Annotated in this window: 13 protein-coding genes and 1 pseudogene; 6 read left to right on the top strand and 8 right to left on the bottom strand. The window is 68.1% G+C overall.

The window, feature by feature from the left end; translation table 11 throughout:
* Nucleotides 1-79 precede the first annotated feature (79 nt).
* Nucleotides 80-2,792, top strand: a pseudogene (gene polA, locus F1D05_RS36050) (DNA polymerase I).
* On the opposite strand, the gene F1D05_RS36055 reads toward polA, so the two are convergent.
* On the bottom strand, nucleotides 2,789-3,277 hold the full coding sequence (locus F1D05_RS36055) for an NUDIX hydrolase (protein WP_185444718.1): 489 nt from the start codon (nucleotides 3,275-3,277) through the stop codon (nucleotides 2,789-2,791). The pseudogene polA and the gene F1D05_RS36055 sit on opposite strands and share 4 nt — an antisense overlap.
* 30 nt (nucleotides 3,278-3,307) lie before the next feature.
* The gene (locus tag F1D05_RS36060) at nucleotides 3,308-4,579 is read right to left on the bottom strand and encodes a polysaccharide biosynthesis protein (RefSeq protein WP_185444719.1); all 1,272 of its coding nucleotides are present in this window, start codon (nucleotides 4,577-4,579) and stop codon (nucleotides 3,308-3,310) included.
* Nucleotides 4,580-4,627: 48 nt separating this feature from the next.
* Here F1D05_RS36060 and F1D05_RS36065 point away from each other — a divergent pair, with 48 nt between their 5' ends.
* Together F1D05_RS36065 and F1D05_RS36070 are read left to right on the top strand one after the other, a co-directional pair.
* On the top strand, nucleotides 4,628-6,343 hold the full coding sequence (locus F1D05_RS36065) for a hypothetical protein (RefSeq protein WP_185444720.1): 1,716 nt from the start codon (nucleotides 4,628-4,630) through the stop codon (nucleotides 6,341-6,343).
* Between the two features lie 58 nt (nucleotides 6,344-6,401).
* Nucleotides 6,402-6,566, top strand: coding sequence for a DUF2613 family protein (locus F1D05_RS36070; protein ID WP_185444721.1), 165 nt, complete (start codon nucleotides 6,402-6,404; stop codon nucleotides 6,564-6,566).
* 27 nt (nucleotides 6,567-6,593) lie between these two features.
* Here F1D05_RS36070 and F1D05_RS36075 read toward each other — a convergent pair whose 3' ends face one another.
* Complete coding sequence (locus F1D05_RS36075; RefSeq protein WP_246486256.1) at nucleotides 6,594-7,700, bottom strand: glycosyltransferase family 4 protein; 1,107 nt, start codon at nucleotides 7,698-7,700, stop codon at nucleotides 6,594-6,596.
* Nucleotides 7,701-7,832: 132 nt separating this feature from the next.
* On the opposite strand from F1D05_RS36075, the gene F1D05_RS36080 reads away from it, so the two are divergent.
* Nucleotides 7,833-8,591 (top strand): class I SAM-dependent methyltransferase, encoded by a 759-nt coding sequence (locus F1D05_RS36080; protein WP_246486257.1) that lies wholly within the window; start codon nucleotides 7,833-7,835, stop codon nucleotides 8,589-8,591.
* On the top strand, nucleotides 8,588-12,670 hold the full coding sequence (locus F1D05_RS36085) for an alpha-(1->3)-arabinofuranosyltransferase (RefSeq protein WP_185444722.1): 4,083 nt from the start codon (nucleotides 8,588-8,590) through the stop codon (nucleotides 12,668-12,670). The genes F1D05_RS36080 and F1D05_RS36085 overlap by 4 nt, the downstream gene beginning before the upstream one ends.
* Here the strand turns inward: F1D05_RS36085 and F1D05_RS36090 are convergent.
* Nucleotides 12,559-13,782 (bottom strand): acyltransferase family protein, encoded by a 1,224-nt coding sequence (locus tag F1D05_RS36090; RefSeq protein ID WP_185444723.1) that lies wholly within the window; start codon nucleotides 13,780-13,782, stop codon nucleotides 12,559-12,561. The genes F1D05_RS36085 and F1D05_RS36090 overlap by 112 nt on opposite strands.
* Nucleotides 13,779-15,602 (bottom strand): hypothetical protein, encoded by a 1,824-nt coding sequence (locus tag F1D05_RS36095; protein WP_185444724.1) that lies wholly within the window; start codon nucleotides 15,600-15,602, stop codon nucleotides 13,779-13,781. Before F1D05_RS36095 ends, F1D05_RS36090 begins: the two co-directional genes overlap by 4 nt.
* 111 nt (nucleotides 15,603-15,713) lie before the next feature.
* Here F1D05_RS36095 and F1D05_RS36100 point away from each other — a divergent pair, with 111 nt between their 5' ends.
* A complete protein-coding gene (locus tag F1D05_RS36100) occupies nucleotides 15,714-16,808 on the top strand; it encodes a DUF3068 domain-containing protein (RefSeq protein ID WP_185444725.1) in 1,095 nt (364 codons plus the stop codon).
* Here F1D05_RS36100 and F1D05_RS36105 read toward each other — a convergent pair.
* The 3 genes from F1D05_RS36105 to F1D05_RS36115 are packed head-to-tail and all read right to left on the bottom strand — an operon-like array spanning nucleotide 16,805 to nucleotide 18,766.
* On the bottom strand, nucleotides 16,805-17,611 hold the full coding sequence (locus tag F1D05_RS36105) for a class I SAM-dependent methyltransferase (RefSeq protein ID WP_246486258.1): 807 nt from the start codon (nucleotides 17,609-17,611) through the stop codon (nucleotides 16,805-16,807). The two genes, F1D05_RS36100 and F1D05_RS36105, sit on opposite strands and share 4 nt — an antisense overlap.
* A gap of 10 nt (nucleotides 17,612-17,621) precedes the next feature.
* On the bottom strand, nucleotides 17,622-18,203 hold the full coding sequence (locus F1D05_RS36110; protein ID WP_185444726.1) for an SRPBCC domain-containing protein: 582 nt from the start codon (nucleotides 18,201-18,203) through the stop codon (nucleotides 17,622-17,624).
* Nucleotides 18,200-18,766, bottom strand: a complete 567-nt coding sequence (locus F1D05_RS36115; protein ID WP_185444727.1) for a TetR/AcrR family transcriptional regulator — start codon at nucleotides 18,764-18,766, stop codon at nucleotides 18,200-18,202. The genes F1D05_RS36110 and F1D05_RS36115 overlap by 4 nt, the downstream gene beginning before the upstream one ends.
* Between the last annotated feature and the right edge of the window lie 42 nt (nucleotides 18,767-18,808).

An 18,808-nucleotide genomic window follows, 5' to 3' on the forward strand; every position in this document is an offset into this window, starting at 1 on the left:
GCCCCCGCGTGCGGGTGCGGGAACTGTCGGTGGGACCCACTAGAGTCGGTGTGTGGCTGCTGAAACTGACTCCTCGACGATGACCAAGGACCCGGGTACGGCGGTGGCCGGGTCCACCAGCCGGCCGCGGATCCTGCTGCTGGACGGGCACTCGCTGGCCTACCGGGCGTTCTTCGCGCTGCCGGTGGAGAACTTCTCCACCACCACCGGTCAGCACACCAACGCGGTGTACGGGTTCACCTCGATGCTGATCAACATGCTCCGCGACGAGCAGCCGACCCACATCTGCGTGGCGTTCGACGTGTCCCGCAAGACCTTCCGGGCCGAGCAGTACACGGAGTACAAGGCCGGCCGGTCGAAGTCGCCGGACGAGTTCAAGGGGCAGGTCTCGCTGGTCAAGGAGGTGCTGGAGGCACTCCGCATCCCGATGACCGAGATCGACGGCTGGGAGGCCGACGACATCATCGCCACGCTCGCCACCCAGGCCGACGCGCAGGGCTTCGAGGTGCTGATCAGCAGTGGCGACCGCGACTCGTTCCAGCTGATCAACGAGAACGTGACCGTGCTGTACCCGAAGCGCGGCGTCTCCGAGATCGCCCGGATGGACCCGGCCCGCGGTCGAGGCGAAGTACGGCATCCCGCCGCGGCTCTACCCGGACCTGGCCGCGCTGGTGGGGGAGAAGAGCGACAACCTGCCGGGCGTGCCGGGCGTCGGTGACAAGACCGCCGCGAAATGGCTGAACCAGTTCGGTTCGCTGAACGATGTGATCGACCGCGTCAACGAGATCAAGGGCAAGGCCGGCGAGTCGCTGCGCGAGCACCTGTCCGACGTGATCCGGAACCGGCAGATCAACGAGCTGGTCCGCGACCTGACCCTGGACGTGGCGGTCGACGACCTGGTGCGGCACCCGTGGGACCGCGACAAGGTGCACACACTCTTCGACAGCCTGGAGTTCCGCGTACTGCGTGAGCGGCTGGTCGCCGAGCACGAGCAGGTCGAGGAGACCATCGAGGAAGGCTTCGACCTGGAGGGCACCCAGCTGAAGCCGGGCGAGGTGGCCGGCTGGATCAAGGAGCACGTCTCCACCGGCGCGCGGACAGGTGTCGCGGTGCAAGGCAGCTGGGGCCGCGGGACCGGCGAGATCACCGGGCTGGCGTTGGCCACCTCTACCGGTGCGGCTGCCTGGTTCGACCCGAGCACGCTGACCGAGGACGACGATTCCGCCTGGCGGGCCTGGCTTGCGGACCCGAAGCAACCGAAGGCGTTGCACGATGCGAAGGGCCCGCTGCTGGGGTTCCTGGAGCGCGGCTGGAAGCTGGCCGGGCTCACCTCGGACACCCAGCTGAGCGCCTACCTGGTCCGCCCGGACCAGCGGTCGTACGACCTGGCCGACCTGACCGTGCGATACCTCAAGCGTGAGCTGCGCACCGAGGAAGCCGACAACGGGCAGCTCAGCTTCGACGACATCGAGGGCGGGCCGGCCGCCGACGCGACGATGCTGCGCGCCCGCGCGATCGCCGACCTGGCCGACACTCTCGACGCGGAGCTGGAGAAACAAGCCGGTACGGCGTTGCTCGCGGAGGTCGAGCTGCCGCTGATCGACGTCATCGCGGATGTCGAGCGGGTCGGGATCGCAGTCGACCGGGCGTATCTCGAGCAGCTCGAGGAGCGGTTCGCCACCGGCGTACGGGAAGCCGCGACCTCGGCGTACGAGGTGATCGGCAAGGAGATCAACCTCGGGTCGCCGAAGCAGCTGCAGGTGGTGCTGTTCGACGAGCTGCAGATGCCGAAGACGAAGCGCACCAAGACCGGGTACACCACGGATGCGGATTCGCTGCAGGCGTTGTTCGAGAAGACCGAGCACCCGTTCCTGGCCTACTTGCTGGCGCACCGCGACGCGACCCGGCTGCGGCAGACCGTCGAAGGATTGCTGAAGACGATCAGCGCGACGGACGGCCGGATCCACACCACGTTCAACCAGACGATCGCGGCGACCGGGCGGCTCAGCTCGACCGACCCGAACCTGCAGAACATCCCGATCCGGACCGAGGAAGGCCGCCGGATCCGCGAGGCGTTCGTGGTCGGCGAGGGCAACGAGTCGCTGATGTCGGCCGACTACAGCCAGATCGAGATGCGGATCATGGCGCACGTGTCGGAGGACCAGGGGCTGATCGACGCCTTCAACTCCGGCGAGGACTTCCACTCGGTGACGGCCGCTCGGGTCTTCTCGGTGGAGGCGTCCGAGGTGACGCAGGAGATGCGCGCGAAGATCAAGGCGATGAACTACGGCCTCGCGTACGGGCTGTCGGCGTACGGGTTGAGTCAGCAGCTGAAGATCGGCGTGGACGAGGCGAAGGGCTTGATGGACGAGTACTTCGAGCGCTTCGGCGGGGTCCGCGACTACCTGCGCAGCATCGTGCTCGAGGCCGGTAAGAGCGGCTACACCGAGACGATCCTCGGCCGCCGGCGCTACCTGCCGGACCTGACCAGCGACAACCGCCAGCGCCGCGAGATGGCCGAGCGGATGGCGCTGAACGCGCCGATCCAGGGGTCGGCCGCGGACGTGATCAAGATGGCGATGCTGAAGGTCGACGCGTCACTGCGCTCAGAAGGCCTGCAGTCCCGGATGCTGCTCCAGGTCCACGACGAACTGGTCTTCGAGATCGCCCCCGGCGAACGCGAAGCCCTGGAGAAGCTCGTCCGCCGCGACATGGGCAGCGCCGTAGAAATGGCCGTCCCTCTCGACGTCTCCGTGGGCGTAGGCCGCACCTGGCACGAAGCCGCCCACTAACCCATGGAAGTGGGGCGGCCCGCGTACTTCGGGAGGTGGTCGGGGGCGAGAGCGTTGGCGAGGCAGCGTTGTTCGCGTAACGGGATTTCGGGCATGTCGGTCAGGGGGAACCAGCCGACCTCGAGGGACTCGTCGTCGTTCACGCGGGCCTCGCCGCTGATCGGGCGGCAGCGGAAGCACATGTCGAGGAACTGGACCTGGTCGCCGTTCGGGTACGCCGACGGCGGCATCGCCTCGATGCTGACCAGCCGCTCCACCTCGGCCTCGACGCCGGTCTCCTCCTGGATCTCCCGCAGGATGGCGATCGCAGGCTCCTCGCCGGGCTCGAGGCAGCCCGCGATCAACGTCCACCGGCCGTCGTCGGCGCGGCGGGCCAGCAGGACACGATCGTCCTCGTCGAGTACGACCGCAGTGATACCGGGCAGCCAGAGCGGGTCGTGCCCGATCTTGGACCGCAGCTCCAGGATGAACTTCGGGGTCGGCATCCAGGCAGCCTAGCCACCTGCCGCAAGGAGCTAGGCGTTACCCGCCGCCTGCCGGTGCAAGCCGGAAGCGAGGGCGGCCGACAACCCGAGCGCGCAGGTCGCGGTCATCGCGACAAGCACCTTCACACCAGTCAGCCCGGTGGCGATGTCAGCGCCAAGGATGATCGCGGTAGCCAGCGCGAGCCCGATCAGCCCGATCCAGATCAGCAGAGCAGCGCGCTTCTCCTGCTGCGCGATCGCTGCGTACACCACGAGCTGCAGTACGGCGTACGAGGAACCAGCCAAAGCGAAGAGCCATGCGAACGGGCCGAGCGCCGAGTACTTTTCCTTGCCGCCGACAACGGTCACCACGAGGTCAGGCAGAAGCAGCGCACCGAGCACGCAGCAAACACCGAGCGCGGCAACGGCCTGGATCGCCCGACGCAGTCGGAGAGTGTCGCCCGGCGAGTTGGCCAACGATGGGAACACGATGACGATTACGAACTGGGGCAGGAACAGGCAGGCCTTCGCGACGATCACGCCGGCCGCGTAGTACCCGCTGCTCTGCTTGTCGAGCAGACCGCGCGCCAACAGCACGTCCGCGTTGGCGATGACGAAGAACGCAAGCAGGGTGTGGGTGCCGTGGATCGTCTCCCGCAGCACCTCTTTCACCTGCTCCGGCGTACCACCGGTCGAACCGCGCAGCAGGAATCCACCAAGCAGCGCCGGGATCGCAGCACCGAGTGCGATGCCGGCCATGGCCGAGGTCAGACTCGGGTGGATCAACAGCAGACCGCCGCCGAAGACAAGCCGACCGGCACCGACAGAGGTGTACACAGCGGCGAGCTCGGTCCAATTCTGACCACCTTGCAGTACGCCGAGCTGCGATCCCATCAGGGTCAGGCAGCCAAGAGTCGGCGCGACAAGAAGCGCGGCCACCACCGAGTCGATGTGCAGCAGGAACACGAACAGTGGCGTGAGCACCAGCGACACCACGGTCAGCCCCAGCGCGGCCCGACGCCCTGCCTTCAGCATGGAATCCGCCAGCGCCGCTTCACCAGACCCGGTGTGAGTGGCGATCCGCCGAGCGCCGGAGGCCTGCAGCCCGAGCGAGGCCACGTTGCCGATCAGCAGCAGTCCGAGCAGCGCCGTGATGGCGCCGAACTGCTCCGGTACGAGCCGGTGCACCGCAATCAAGGTGAAACCGTAGGCCGCAACGTTCATGATGGCCATGCCGACCGCCACTACGGTGGCGCTGCGGAGGAAGTCCTGGCCGGGCGCGGCAGTGGGGGGCTGCTGCTCTGGCGTCGTGTCTGAAGTCATGCCGCTTCCAGGTAGGTTGCGCGGGAACAGTACTGCGAGGAGGCGGTAGTGGCGGGCGATACGCGGTTGGCGCCGCACACCCGGTTGGTGCCGTGGGCGCCGTGGTGCTGGCCGGTCGTGCTCACTGTGCTGATCACCGCTCCACTGCTCGCTCCCGGGTATGTCGTCGGGTACGACATGGTCTTCGTGCCGGACCTCACGCTACGGCCAGACCTGTTCGGAGTCACAACTGCCTTGCCGCGCGCCGTGCCGTCGGATCTGGTCGTCGCCCTGCTCGACGAGGTCGCCGGCGGCCAGTTCCTGAACAAACTGGTACTGGTGCTCATCCCGTTGCTGGCCGGGCTCGGCATGACAGCCCTCTGGCGGGAGCTACGCCTCGGCGGCCCGCTGGTCGGCGCGGCCGCGGTCACCCTCTACGTCTGGAACCCGTACGTCGCCGAACGCCTCCGACTGGGCGCCTGGGCGTTGATGCTCGGGTACGCAGCCCTGCCGTGGCTGGTCCGCGCAGCTCTTCGCGTACGCCGAGGGGAAGGCTGGGCCGGATTCCTCGTAGCCGCGGCCGGGTGCGCCCTCACCGCGTCGGGCGGCCTCATCGGAGTCCTGCTGGCCGCACTCATACTCCTGTGGCCTGGTGCCAACGCAAGACGCCTCTGGCCACTCGCAGGCGCAGCCGCATTGAACGCGCCCTGGTTGATAGCAGGCTTGGCCCGTACTACGGCAGCCACAACCGACCCAGCCTCGGTAAGGGCGTTCGCGGCTCGTGACGAAGGCTACGGGGGAGTCCTGCCAACCCTGCTCACCTTGGGCGGCGTCTGGAACGCTGGCACAGTTCCATCCAGCCGCGGCGACTCAGTCCCGCTGGTGCTCGGCTTCCTGATCCTGCTGGCCGCCTGCGTCGGGCTGGTGAGCTGGTGGCGACAGGACCGGCTGGCAATGGCACTGGTGATCGCTGCAGCGGTCGCAGTTGTTGTCGGCATGGCAGGAGTCATAGCTCCCAATGCATTCGCGCAGGTTGTCGCCCATGTGCCCGGTACCGGATTACTACGCGACGGCCAGCGCTACCTGCCGCCATTGGTCTTGCTGGAGTCCATAGGGTTCGGCGCTGCTCTGGCTGCGCTGCTGCAAGTAGTGCCGCTCAAGCGATTGGTTGCGGTGACCGCTGTGCTGATCCCTATCGCAGCTTTACCCGGGCTCGCCTTCGGAGGAGGGCTGAAGGTCTCGCACTACCCGGCTGACTGGAAGCAGGCTCGCCAGGTGCTGGCCGACGCTCCGCAGGGTGGAGACTTCATCCCCTGGCCGTTCGAGGCCTACCGGGCGCCGACCTGGAACGGGCGCCGCCCGGTGCTTGATCCGATGGAGCGGTACTTCACCCGGCAGGCCGTAGTACCGGATGAATTGATCGTGGGCGGTCGTCGGCTGGCGGGGGAGGACCCGCGGTCCGCTGTCGTCGCGGAGGCGTTGCGCGCGGCGGTACGGAACGGCACTGATCCGACCGCTGCTCTCCTGCAGCAGGGAGTCGGCTGGATCGTGGTCGACATCGAGGCCGGTGGGCCACCCCCGCGCGGGCTGGTGCCGCAGCTCACGAAGGTGTTCTCCGGCCCGACCGTGGCGGTCTACCGGGTCAACGGCGAGCCTTCTCCGCAACACGTTCAGCCCTGGTTCGTGGTCGCCGTACTGGCTGCTTGGGCCCTTGCAGCAGGTGTCCTGATCGCCGCTGCCATAACAGTTGTCCCCTGGCGAAGAAGAGCCCATTCCAGGATCTAGCGGAGTTACTGGCCGGTTGTTACCATCCGGTTTACTTGTCTAGGAGGGGACTCGCTTCATGGGAACACTGATCGGTGCGGCTATCGCCGTGCTCGCCGGTATGGCCGTCGCCACTACCGCCGTCGTGGGGGTCGTGCAAACGGTCAAGGACGACCCGGCGGTGCCGCCAGGCCAGACCAACGGACAGGCGGACGTCCCGCTCGTCAACTACGGCGACAAGTAAGGCCAGTAGGACAAGTAATTCCGACCGTCAGGGGCCGGCCAGCACAGTTGCTGGCCGGTCTTCCTGCGTCTGGGACCCGGTGAGCACCCGGTCCCACGCGCCGACCGTTGCAGGCCAGGTGAAGTTGCCGGCTGTCGCAGTGGCTCCAAGAGCCAGCTTGTCGCGAGCAGCGTCGTCCTGCAGCAGCCTGATGATCGTGGTCTTGAACTCGTCGGCGGTGTCGACGAGAACGCCCGACTCGCCGTCGTGCACGGACTCGGTAGGACCGCCCGCGCTCCGGTAGGCGACAGTCGGTACGCCGTGCCCGGCGGCCTCGCCCACCACCAAACCCCAGCCCTCCTTGAGACTTGGCAGCGCGAGCACCCACGCCTCGTCGTACGCCGCGTGCTTGTCGGCCTCGCTGACGTGCCCGCGGAACTCCACCGCGTCCTCCAGTCCGCGCTCGACGACGTACGAGCGCAGTGAGTCCTCCCACCAACCAGAGCCGACGATGAGGAGTCGCGCGTCCGGTAGCACCGACCGTGCTTCGGCGATGGCGTCGACTGCGTGCTCCACCTGCTTGTGCGGCACGATCCGGCCGACGCAGACAACGGTCGGTACTGCGGCTCGCGGGCGCTGCCTGGCCGGTGCTGGATCGGTCCCGTTGTGGACCACGTCGATCCGCTGAGCGTCCACCCCGAGCCCGAGCAGTTCGTCGCGCGAAGCCGAGGAGACGGTGACATAGCGGCAGTCGCCGTACAGCCTCGGCGCGACGCGGGATTCGAGCCACCAGCCGAACCGCCCCTGCCAGCCCGGATAGACGACCGGCCACTGCTCATGGTGGACGTGGTGTACGAGCACGACGATGCCGGTACGACGTACGAGGCGGGTAAAGAATGGGAGACCGTTCTGCACGTCCACCACCCGGTCCGGGCGGCTAAGGAGGGTGTGCAGCAGACCGCGGAGGTACACGGTCACCTTGCTGCCGCGGTACAGGTACCGGACGTCGTCCCGACGGGCCTCCCGGGGACTGCCCGGATAGGCCGCGCAGAGCACGGTGACGGACCAGCCCAGCACCGCAAGGCCTCTCGCGACCTCCTCCACATACCGCTCGGAACCGCCGCCCTCCGGATTCGTCGTGTCCCGCCAGTTCACCAAAAGCACGGTCTGAGCACGCACTCTGTAAGCCCCACCCTCTGCTAGCCCGCCCCCGAGGTAATGGGCCGCGAGGTTACCAAGGAGTAACGATGTCCGCCAGGCCTCGTGAGATCCGTTATCGTCCCGCCTGTGTCCGATGCGATTTCCAGCCCATCAGCGACCGCGAGCTGGACCGCGGACGTGGGTCGCGCGGTGCGGCTGTTCCGGGCGTTCCGCACTGAGCAGACGGACCCGGATCGCTTCTACGGAACACTTGCCGAGGACTCGGTCGGCCTGGTCGGCGCGTACGCCGATCCGCGGGGCGCCACCGTGCTCGATGTCGGCGGCGGGCTCGGGTACTTCGCGGAGGCGTTCCACAAGGCCGGCTCGACCTACTACCTGGTCGACTCGGACCTGGACGAGCTGAACGCGCTCGGCGAACCGGCAGCCGGGACCGTCCTCGGCAGTGGGATGGCACTGCCGATCGGCGACGAGCAGATCGACATCTGCTTCTCCTCGAACGTGCTGGAGCATGTGGCCGATCCCTGGCGGATGGCGGACGAGATGGTCCGGGTCACGAAACCCGGCGGCACGATCTTCCTGTCGTACACAGGCTGGTGGGGCCTGCACGGCGGCCACGAGACCGCCCCCTGGCACTTCCTGGGCGGCCACCGCGCAGCCCGGCGCTACGAACGTCGCCACGGTCACGCACCGAAGAACAGGTACGGCGAATCGCTCTTCCCGATCACTGTCGCCAGCGGCCTGCGCTGGGCCCGCGACTGCGTCGACGCGAAGCTCGTGGCCGCGTTCCCGCGGTACCACCCGCGCTGGGCGTACGGCGTACTGGCCGTGCCCGGGTTACGGGAGTTCGCGACCTGGAACCTCATCCTCGTGCTCCGGCGCCGATGACGAGCCTGAAAGCGCGGAGTACGCAGCAGGTGGTCTGGCGGGCAAGGCTCGTGCTGGGCTGCCTGGTCATCATCGCGTTGTGCTTCCACCAGGCGCCGGGCAAGATCGTGCCGGACACCAAGCTGGACCTCACCGCCAATCCCGGCGGCTTCCTGCTGCGCGCCCTGCACCTGTGGGATCCACAGGGCGCCTTCGGCCAACTGCAGAATCAGGCCTACGGCTACCTCTTGCCGATGGGCCCGTTCCACTGGCTGCTGGACTCCGCGTCGGTGCCGGACTGGATCATCCAGCGGCTGTGGTGGTCACTGGTCCTGTGCGTCGCCTTCCTGGGCGTCTGGAAGCTGTCGGGCGCTTTGGACTGCGGTGCTCCTTGGGCCAGGTTCGCTGCCGCGCTGCTGTACGCGCTGAGTCCACGCTTCCTCGGTGAGGTGGCGATCCGGTCCATCGAGGTCTGGCCGATCGCGATGGCTCCCTGGGTACTACTGCCGTTGGTGACGCCCCGGGCGAGGTCAGGCTGGTGGCGGGTCGGCTGGTCGGCTCTTGCCTTCGGTCTCGTCGGTGGCGTGAACGCCGTGGCCACCGGCGCCACGCTGGTGTTGCCCGCGGTCTGGCTGGTCACGCGCCGGTGGGACCGGTCGACACTGAAGGTCACAGTGGGCTGGCTGGCCTGCGTAGTGGCCGTCGCGTTCTGGTGGCTGGTCCCGTTGATGCTGCTGGGCCGCTACAGTCCGCCGTTCCTCGACTGGATCGAGAACGCCGCCGTCACGACCAAGACAGCGAGCGTGTTCGAGTCGTTCCGGGGTACGTCGCAATGGCTGAACTTCCTGCCCACCGCCAACGGTCCGAGCTGGCCCGCGGGTTGGCTGTTCGTCACCCAGCCCGCCTTGATCATCACCACTGTCGCCATCGCTCTGCTCGGCCTGGTCGGGCTGGGGATGAGCTCGCTGAAGCACCGCGGCTTCCTACAGCTCTCCCTGGTCGTCGGCCTGCTGCTGATGACCCTCGGCCACGACAGCTCGCCCTTGTCGCCACAGCTGCAAGGTCTGCTGGACGGACCGCTGGCGGCAGCGCGGAACACACACAAGTTCGAGCTCGTCGCACGACTGCCGCTGATGCTGGCCGCGGCCCACGCCATGACCCGCATCGCCGCCTGGAGCAGGGCGCGCGGGATCCATCGCCGCATCGTGCCCTTGCTTGCGGCCTGCCTGGCCCTCGCTGTGGGCACCCCGGCGATCTTCGCGCAGCTGCCGACAACCGAGGGATACAAGGCGATCCCCGCGCACTGGCGGGACGCTGCCACCTGGCTGGACAGCCAGCAGACCAGCGGCAGCGTGCTTGTAGTACCGGCGGCTTCGTTCGCGGACTTCACCTGGGGCTCGACCGAGGACGAGCCCTTCCAGGCCCTGCTGAAACGACCCATGGTGGTGCGGGACTCGCTGCCACTCGGCTCAGCCGGTACTACGCGTTGGCTGGACGAGCTGGAACGCCGACTCGGCTCAGGGGTCGGCGACGGCACAGTGCGGCAGGCGCTCGCCCGGGCCGGGGTGAGGTATGTCCTGGTCCGCAACGACCTACGCTACGACGCGCAGGTCAACTCGCTCCTCGCGGTCCACGAGAGCCTGGCCGAAGCCGGCCTTCAACGGGTCGCGACCTTCGGCCCGGTGGTCGGCAGCAGTATCGAGCGGCCCGACCTGACTCTCGACGAGAAGTCGCGGCTGCCATTCCCGAGCCTGGAGATCTTCGACGTCGGCGACACCGCCCCGGCCAGGCTGGTGCCGCAGTCGCAACTGGTCGAGGTCCGGGGCGCCTCCGAGGACGTCCCGTCGGTCCTGACCGCGCTCGGTGGTGACCGCGAGGCTGTCACCAGCACGGACGCGAAGGCCCTGGCCGGCAAACTGCCGCTGGTCCAGACCGACGGCATGCAACGTCGCGAGGTGGACGTGGGCCGCCCGGCCGAGAACGTCTCACCCGTCCTGACCGCGAACGATCCGGGCCGCCTGAATCGCCGCACGCTCGGCTACGTCATCGACCCGACGGCACCCCGTACTACGCGCTCGTGGGCCGACGGCGTCGTCGACGTACGGGCCTCCTCGTCAGCCGCGGACGCGGGTGCGACGATGCGAACCGGCCCCGGCAACGGGCCGTTCGCGGCGGTGGACGGCGATCCGTCGACCCGCTGGCTGTCCGGCCGATTCGGTCAGAGCGGCGGCGAATGGCTCGAGCTGGACTTCGTCTCGCCGCGCTCCGTGCAGAACCTGAAGGTCCAGTTCTCGCTCGCGGCGCCGACGACCGATCCGGTCCGGACGCTGCAGATCGACACCGACAGCGGCTCGCTGACTGCCGTCGTCGGAGCGACCGGCGAACCGCAGGCAGTTCCGGCGCCGGCTGGGCCGACCCAGCGGCTGCGGATCACGGTCGGGGTGACCGACGGCAAGAACCCGAACGGCGTCGCGATCTCCGAGGTCTCCCTGCCCGGGCTGTCGCCGCGCAGCAGGCTCGTCGTACCGGGTGGGCTGGATCGGGAGCCGGACGCGCTGGTCCTGCGGAACCAGCAGATCGGCCGCTCGGGTTGTCTGCATGCCGGCGGCCGTCCGTTGTGCAGCGCCGGCTTCGCGAAGGACTCCGAGGAACCGACCGGGATGTTCCGCAGCATCGAGTTGCCCGCCACGGCGTCGTACCAGCTGACCGGGACCGCGTTGCCGAGGGACGGCGCGTTCCTCGAGCGGTTGCTGGCGGTCCCCGGCGCGATCAGCGCGACCGCCTCCTCCCGGGAGGTGACGGCGCCGGAAGGCAGGCCGGGGGCGGCGGTCGACCGCGACCTGGGCACCGGCTGGGTGGCCGCGCTGGGCGACTCGCGCCCGTCGTTGACCTTGAAGTTGCCAGCGGCAAGGAAACTGCAGGGGCTGCAGTTCCTCGTCGATCCGTTCTTGGCAGCGTCCAGGCCGGCGGAGGTGTCGGTCCGGATCAACGGTGGCCCGGCGATCACGCTGCCGGTGACCGCGCGGGGCTACATCAGCTTTCCGGACATTCAGCGGAGGGTCCGATCGCTCGAACTCACCTTCACGGCGAAGAAGGACCTGTTCGACATCGACTCCGCGACCGGGTTCGCGCGGGCGCTGCCGGTCGGCATCTCCGAGATCCGGGTGCTCGGCGCGGACAACTTCCGCCGGGGGCCGAACCTGAACGGCAGGACCGGGTCCGTTTGCGGGTTCGGTCCGGCGGTCGAGGTCAACGGCGTACGGCACGCCACGCAGCTGAGGGCGACTGTGGGAGACGTCGTGCAGCGGCGGGAGGTGACGTTCACGACTTGCGGTAAGGGCAGCCGGGAGGTTGAGCTGCCGGCCGGACGCGCCACGCTCGACGTCTTTGCCAGCAAGGACTTCGTGCCGGTCGGGCTGAGGCTCACGAAGGTCGGCATGGACAACACGGCCGTCACCCCGACGAAGCAGGTCGACATCTGGCGGCCGAACCCGGCCGAGCTGAGGCTCGAAGTGCCGGCCGCGGATGAGCCTTCGGTGCTGACGGTCGCGCAGAACTACAGCGACGGCTGGGAGGCGTACGACAGCTCCGGGCGCAAGCTGGCCCCGATCCGGATCGGCGGTTGGCGGCAGGGCTGGCTGCTGCCCTCCGGACCCGAGCAGGTCGTCACCGCACGCTTCCTGCCGGATCGGAACTATCGCGCGGGACTCCTGGTGGGACTGTTCGGGCTGCTGTCTGTCGCGGCGCTGGCGATCTTCTCGCGTCGCAGGTTCAGGCATTCAGGTCACCGGATGAAGGAAAGCCGTCGCCTCGGTCCGTGGCTCGCTACGGGCCTTGCTCTGCTCGCCGGAACGTTCATAGCCGGCTGGGTCGGCCTGGCTGCGACCGCTGGCGCCGCAGTACTGGCCTGGTATCTGCGGGGTCGTAAGCCGTTGCTGATCGGCTTGACGGCCGGCGTGGTCCTCGTAGGCGGTGCGATCGCCGCTGCTCAGCCCTGGCCGGACGGGGACGCGGGCCTGACCTCCGGAGTCGTCCAGGCATCGGTCTTGTTCGGCTGCGCGCTGGCCCTCTTGTCCAGGCCGACCGGCGACACGTCGTAGTTCCGGTCGTGCCGACCGCGGCGCATGATCGGCCGCTCCATCAGGTAGTAGCTGGCCGCGGCAAGCCCCACCGAGATGATCACGGTGACGAAGAACAGCACCGCGAAATGCCCGGAGAACAACGGGAATCCGGTGACCTGCGCCACGACGTTCAGGACGACGAGGTGGTACGCGAACACGCCGTACGAGATGTCACCGGCGACGTGACCCACCTTGCCGCCCAGGACCGCGGTGATGCGGCGGGTCGGTGAGATCGCCGGAAACACCACGCAAGCGGCGATCGCGGTGTAGAGCAGGCTCTTGACGAACGCCTGCCCCGGACTCGCCGGGTCCAGGTTGTACGCTCCCGCGATCGGGCTGGTGGCGATCAGCAGCAAGACGATGCCGACGCCCCAGACCGTGGCCGGGATATTGGTGAGCGTGTCCAAGGCGGAAGAGCGCAAGCGCCCGCTGCTGCGAGCCACCTGCCACAACGCGAGACCCATCCCGACCGCGAACCAGCCGAGGTAGCCGGGCAGCCAGAGACCCGCGCGCGGGTGGCCCGCCGCCGAGGACGCGGCCATCCAGATCGGGCCGAAGGCCGTGAAACAAACCAGTACGGCGAGGCGCCAGCGCACCGCTCGACGGGTCGGTCGCTCGTAGCCGGTCAGGAACCTCGCCAGGAACGGCAACACCAGGTAGAAAGCCACCTCGGTCGCCAGGCTCCACAGCTGGGTCAACCCTTCGACGCTCGGCCCCTCCAGGTAGATCTGGGTGAAGGTGGCGTGCTGCAGGTACGACACCCACGTCACCGGGCCGCTGCTCGGAACCAGTAGCGCGGCCAGCAGCACCGCCACCCAGAGCGCCGGCACGATCCGCAGCGCGCGGTTGCGCAGGTACGGCAGGAACAGCGGTGGTTCGGTCTCCTCGAACCACGCGACGACGTGCGGACGGTAGAGCAGGAAGCCGGAGATCGCGAAGAAGATCGCGACCCCGATGTCCATCCGGGCCAGGATGCCCGCGAACGGACCGGTCAGCGCGTCCCCGCTCCGGAAGCCGACGTGGGTGCTGACGACCGCCAGCGCGCCGATCGCGCGCAGACCGTCGAGAGCCGGGAACCTGGTCCGCCTCATCCTGTCACCACCGGGAGTCCGATCTCGACGCCGGTGACGCAGAGGTTCGGCTGATCCGTTGTGGACAACCGGATCGAGGTGGCGCGGATCCGCGCCGAGGGGCCGAAGTACATGCCGGCGATACCGGCGGGCCAGGCGTCGGCCGGGTCGGGCAGCGCTACCGACCGGCCGGCGTCGTCGAGCAACTCGAGCCGCAACCGTGTCTCGTCGTTGGCGTAGTAGCCGACCTTCACGAACCACTCGGCTTCGATGAATTCCGGCCGGGTGGAACGCAGCGGGAGCGTGACCGACCGGCTGCCGGACAGCAGTAGGCCGGTACAGTCTCCCTTTTTCTCCGGCACTTCGGCTCGGGACCAGACTGCCAGGTGTGACGGCTTGAGCTGTCCCTTGTCGTCCAGGAGGTAGGGGTCGCTACCGGGTCCCTGCAGACGGAACGGGACGCCGAGCATCCGCAGTACGTGGGACAGCCGGTGGTCGGGGGAGAGGAGCGTGACGACCCCGGACGGCATCGGAGAGTCCCAGAGATTGACGGACGGACCAGCCTGCCGCAGGTCCGCGGTCACGTGGTCGAAGTACGGGCGGGTCGGGTTGTCGGCCCAGACCTTGGCGAAACCCGCGTCCGAGACGACGACGCCGGCCGTCCACGCCAACAGGCAGCACAACGCGATGACGGGAGCGAATCGGACCGCGAACGCTCGTGGCCGAACGGATTTCGCGGTCAGGACGACCGCGAGCGTGAGTGGGATCGAGATGTCCGACCAGTAGTGGTAGTGGATGGTGAAGGTGTCACCGAACGTGGCGAACCGGCCGTAGGAGACCAGTAGCAGGGTGACCAGGACATAGATCAGGATCGATGCCCACAACAGCAATGCCCGGCGATCCTGCCGCCACGCGACAGCCAGCAGGAAGACCGCCACGATGCCACCCAGCAGCACTGCGGCCACCGGCGTCGCGGCGGTGCTGAACGGCGGCGAGAATGCGTTCCACTGCCATGGTCCACCGGCAAGCGCGCCCAGCGGTACGGCGAACGAGTGGCCGCCGAGATCCAGCAGCCGGCCGAAGCTCGGGAGCCGTTGCGCCGAAGCGCGTTGATGGGTCAGCCAGAGGAGGCCGAAGGCAACTATCGGGGCGACCAGGGCGGCCGCGTACGGCAGGCTCTGCCGGAGCCATCGCCGGATCGGCAGCTCGCGCACGTACAGGGCGAGTGCGACGGCGGTGAAGACGATCAGGCCGGATTTCTCCCAGCAGGCCAGCGAGATCAGCAGCGAAAGGGGGCCATAGGCAACGGCCCGGCGCCGGTCGCCGGCGTACCAGTCGAGGGTCGCGTGCAGGAGCAACAGGCCGAAGACGTGGGCGGGCAGGTTGTTCACGGCGCTCGACAACGACATGTTGGACGGCATGCTCAGCGGGGTCAGCGCGTAGAGCAGCGTCCCGGTCAGCACCCATCGGCTGGTGCCGAGCAGGCGGATCAACAGCAGGCCCATCAAGGCGATCGCGATCGATTGCATGAGCACTCGCCAGGCGATCGTCACATCCCAGTTCAGCGGCGCGACGGTCGCGAACGTCGCGTAGACGAAGCGAAGCCCTGGTGCGATGTGATCGTTCACCGGGGTGAGCAACTCCGCCGGCGCGAAGCCGCGATCGCCCTGGAGCAGGAAGTCGATGTCGTCGCTCATCCACGAACCACGCCGGGCCAGCAGGCCCAGGACGCCGGCCTGGACGATGGCGACGGCGAACACGACGGACCGCAGTACGGCGATATCGGGCGCGCCCAGGACCACCTTCGCCAGCCTGGCCGGCACGCTCTCGATCCCCCTCATGGAGCCGGACTATATGACAGTTCGGCCACTGCTGGTTTTTGTCGCTCCCGGTCTCTGTTCAAGGTGCCTACTCGCTGGTAGCGTCCCGCGGACAGACCGGGAGGGGTTGTTGTGGGGAATCGCAGTCGTGCTCTGGTGATCGCACTGGGCATCTTCTTCATCGGCATTGCGGCTTTGTCCAAGTTCTACGCGTATCCGACGCTTTCGGTAGCACCCGCCGACCAGGTCGCGCACACCCTGTCGACCGGACCGGGCGCGACCATCTTCAGCGTGCAGGACCTGGCCGAGAAGCCGGGAGTCGACCTGTGGGCGAAGCGCACGGTCCGGGGGGACGTGGCGGCTGCCGACAAGATCAGCAAGGCACTGAACCGCAAGGTCGTCGTCTTCGACACCGCCGTGGTGACCGACGACGAGAAGGACTACGTCTTTCCGGACGACGCGACGCAGACCGACAAGCTGCCGCTGAGCTTCGTCCAGGAGCGGGTCGTGCTGGACGCGCACACCGGTGAGTCGGTGCGCTGGAACCCGGCCGACCCGGGCGACAACAGCGGTGAGTACATCAGCAACTCGCTGAAGACGGAGGACCGGCTGAAGCCGGATCAGAAGAGCGAGTTCTTCAAGGGCCACGACGGTCTGGTGCTGAAGTTCCCGTTCGGCACCGAGAAGAAGACGTACCGGTTCTGGGACACGACCACGCGCAAGGCGTATCCGATCCAGTACAAGAAGGAGACGAAGCTGGACGGCCTGTCCGTCTACGTCTTCGAGCAGCAGGTGCCGAAACAGGACCTGCCGCAGGCGAAGCCGCTCGAGGTGCCGGGCAAGCTCGTCGGCGAGCTGGGCAAGGACTCGGTCGTGGTGCAGCGCACCTACCAGAACACCCGGACCTTGTGGATCGAGCCGATCACCGGCGCGATCATCAAGGGCCAGGAGGAGCAGCTGGCCACCTTCGCCTACAACGGCGAGGACAAGGTCACCGCGACCAAGGTGCTGATCCACTACGACGACGACACCGTGAAGAAGAACGTTCAGGGTGGCAAGGGCGCGGAGTCCAAGGAGGGCGGCTACAAGTCGAAGGCCGCCCAGCTGCACCTGATCGGCTTCTGGGTTCCGCTGCTGTCGCTGATCATCGGACTGCTGCTGATCGGGCTCGTCGTCTTCCTGCAGTTGCGGCCGCGGTCGGGTGCTGCCCGGCCCGAGGAGTCCTAGTACGGTTTGTGGGCCGACCAGATCGCGGTACCGGGAATGAGCCGGCCGCGTTCTGGTCCCCAGCCGCCCCAGACCTGCTCGTGGCCGGCCGGCCATTCCGGTTCGAGCAGGTCGTCGACGACGAGGCCGGCTCCTGTCATCGCGCGGATCCAGTCGCCGGTGGTGCGGTGGTGCTCGGCGTAGATCGCAGTACCGGCTTCGTCCACCTCGACGTACGGGGTGCGGTCGAAGTACGACAGGGTGATCCACAAGCCGGCCGGGGTCGGGTCGTCGGGCATGCTCCAGCGGATCGGGTGCGTGACGGAGTACACGAGCAGGCCGCCGGGTTTCAGGACTCTGGCGATCTCGGTGAGTGCCGCTTCCGCGTCGGCGACGAACGGCAATGCGCCGAAGGCCGAGCAGACGATGTCGAAGGTGCCATCGGCGAAGGGGATCCGTACCGCGTCCGCGGCGACAGTCCGTACTGCGGTGTGCGTCCGCTCGTCGAGTTGTCTTGCGACCCGGAGCTGCTCTATGGAGATGTCGAAGGCGTAGACGTCGGCGCCCTGGTTGGCCAGCCAGCGTGAACACTGGGCCGCGCCGGACCCGACCTCGAGAATCCTCCGGCCGGCCACTGGTCCGAGCAGTTGGGCCTGCTCTTCGTCGACTCCCTCGGGGCACCAGATGAACCGGTCGTCGCCGAGGAACTCGCCGTGCTCGGCCAGGTACTCGTCCGCCGCGCTGTCCCAGTACGTCCGGCTCGCCCGCGAAGTCTCCGCCTCGCTCAACCCGACCCGTTGCGGCGCCACCACTTCGTAATCCACGCGGGCCAGCCTAGTGCTGAGCTGCTGCGGCGGCCCGAGTGGCGAGGGCCTGGTTCATGGCGTCGAACTGAGGCTTGATCTTACTGCTGAGCCAGCCGGCCATCACCGGGACGGCGACGCCGCGGAAGGTCTCCTGCTGGATCAATCGTGCCCGTCCGCCGGGGAGTGGCTCGATCCGGAACGAGTGCTCGCCGTCGAAGATCCCGCCGAAGCCGACCTTGCCGATCCAGCGCAGTTCCCGGCCCGGGTCGACCTTCAGCAGCTCGGGGGTGAAGGTCGTCTCCTGGCCGGTGGTGTCGCGCAGGACGTTCGTGATGGTGCCGCCCGCCTCGAGGTCGCCGGTCGAGGAGACGATGAACGGATTCCAGCTGGGGTAGGCCTCGCGGTCGGTGAGCACCTTCCAGACCTGGTCGGGAGTCGCGTCCACCTCGAGCTGGCTGCGCAGGACGGTCGGGTGCGCGATCGAGAAGACGCAGTACCCGGCTAGCAGCACCACGAAGGTGGCGAGCGCGGTGAGCAGGCGACGGCGTACCGGGCTCATCTTCTTGGCGGCCTTTGGTTGCTTGGTGGGCTGCGTCGAGGTGGTGGTCATGATGGCTCCTCACCGAGGACGCTGCTGATGAGCATCCTCGCGTAGTCGGGGGACAGCGGCTCGCCGGTGACGAGCAGGCGGTAGTACAGGGGGCCGACCAGTTGGTCGACGAGGACGGCGGGGGAGACGTGGTCGAGCACCGTCCCGGCCTCTTGGGCTTTGGCGACGACGGCGGTCACCGAGCGGTGGCGCTCGGCCCAGAGGGCGCGAACGCTTTCGCCGACCCGTGGTTCGCGGGCGGCCGCTGCCGCGAGATCCGCGATCAGGCTTGTCGGTGTCGCGGTGAGGTTGGCGGCGATCGCGGTGACGAGCTCGGTCAGGTCGCGGCGCGGATCGTCGCTGGGCTCGAAGGGCACATCCTCGCGGAGACCGGCGATCAGCGCGACGACCAGTTCGGCTTTGGAGGCCCAGCGCCGGTACAGCGTCGTCTTCGCGACCCCGGCCTGCTCTGCGACGCGGTCGATCGACAACGCGTCGTACCCACCGCGCCGCATCTCCGCTGCCGCTGCCGCCAGCACCCTGCCTTCGATGCCCGCATCCCTCGGCCTACCTCGCCCGACCATCCCGCCCCCTTTCCGCTACCCCGGTGTCGTAAACGAACCTAA

The sequence above is a fragment of the Kribbella qitaiheensis genome (genome assembly GCF_014217565.1).
Lineage (GTDB): Bacteria > Actinomycetota > Actinomycetes > Propionibacteriales > Kribbellaceae > Kribbella > Kribbella qitaiheensis_A.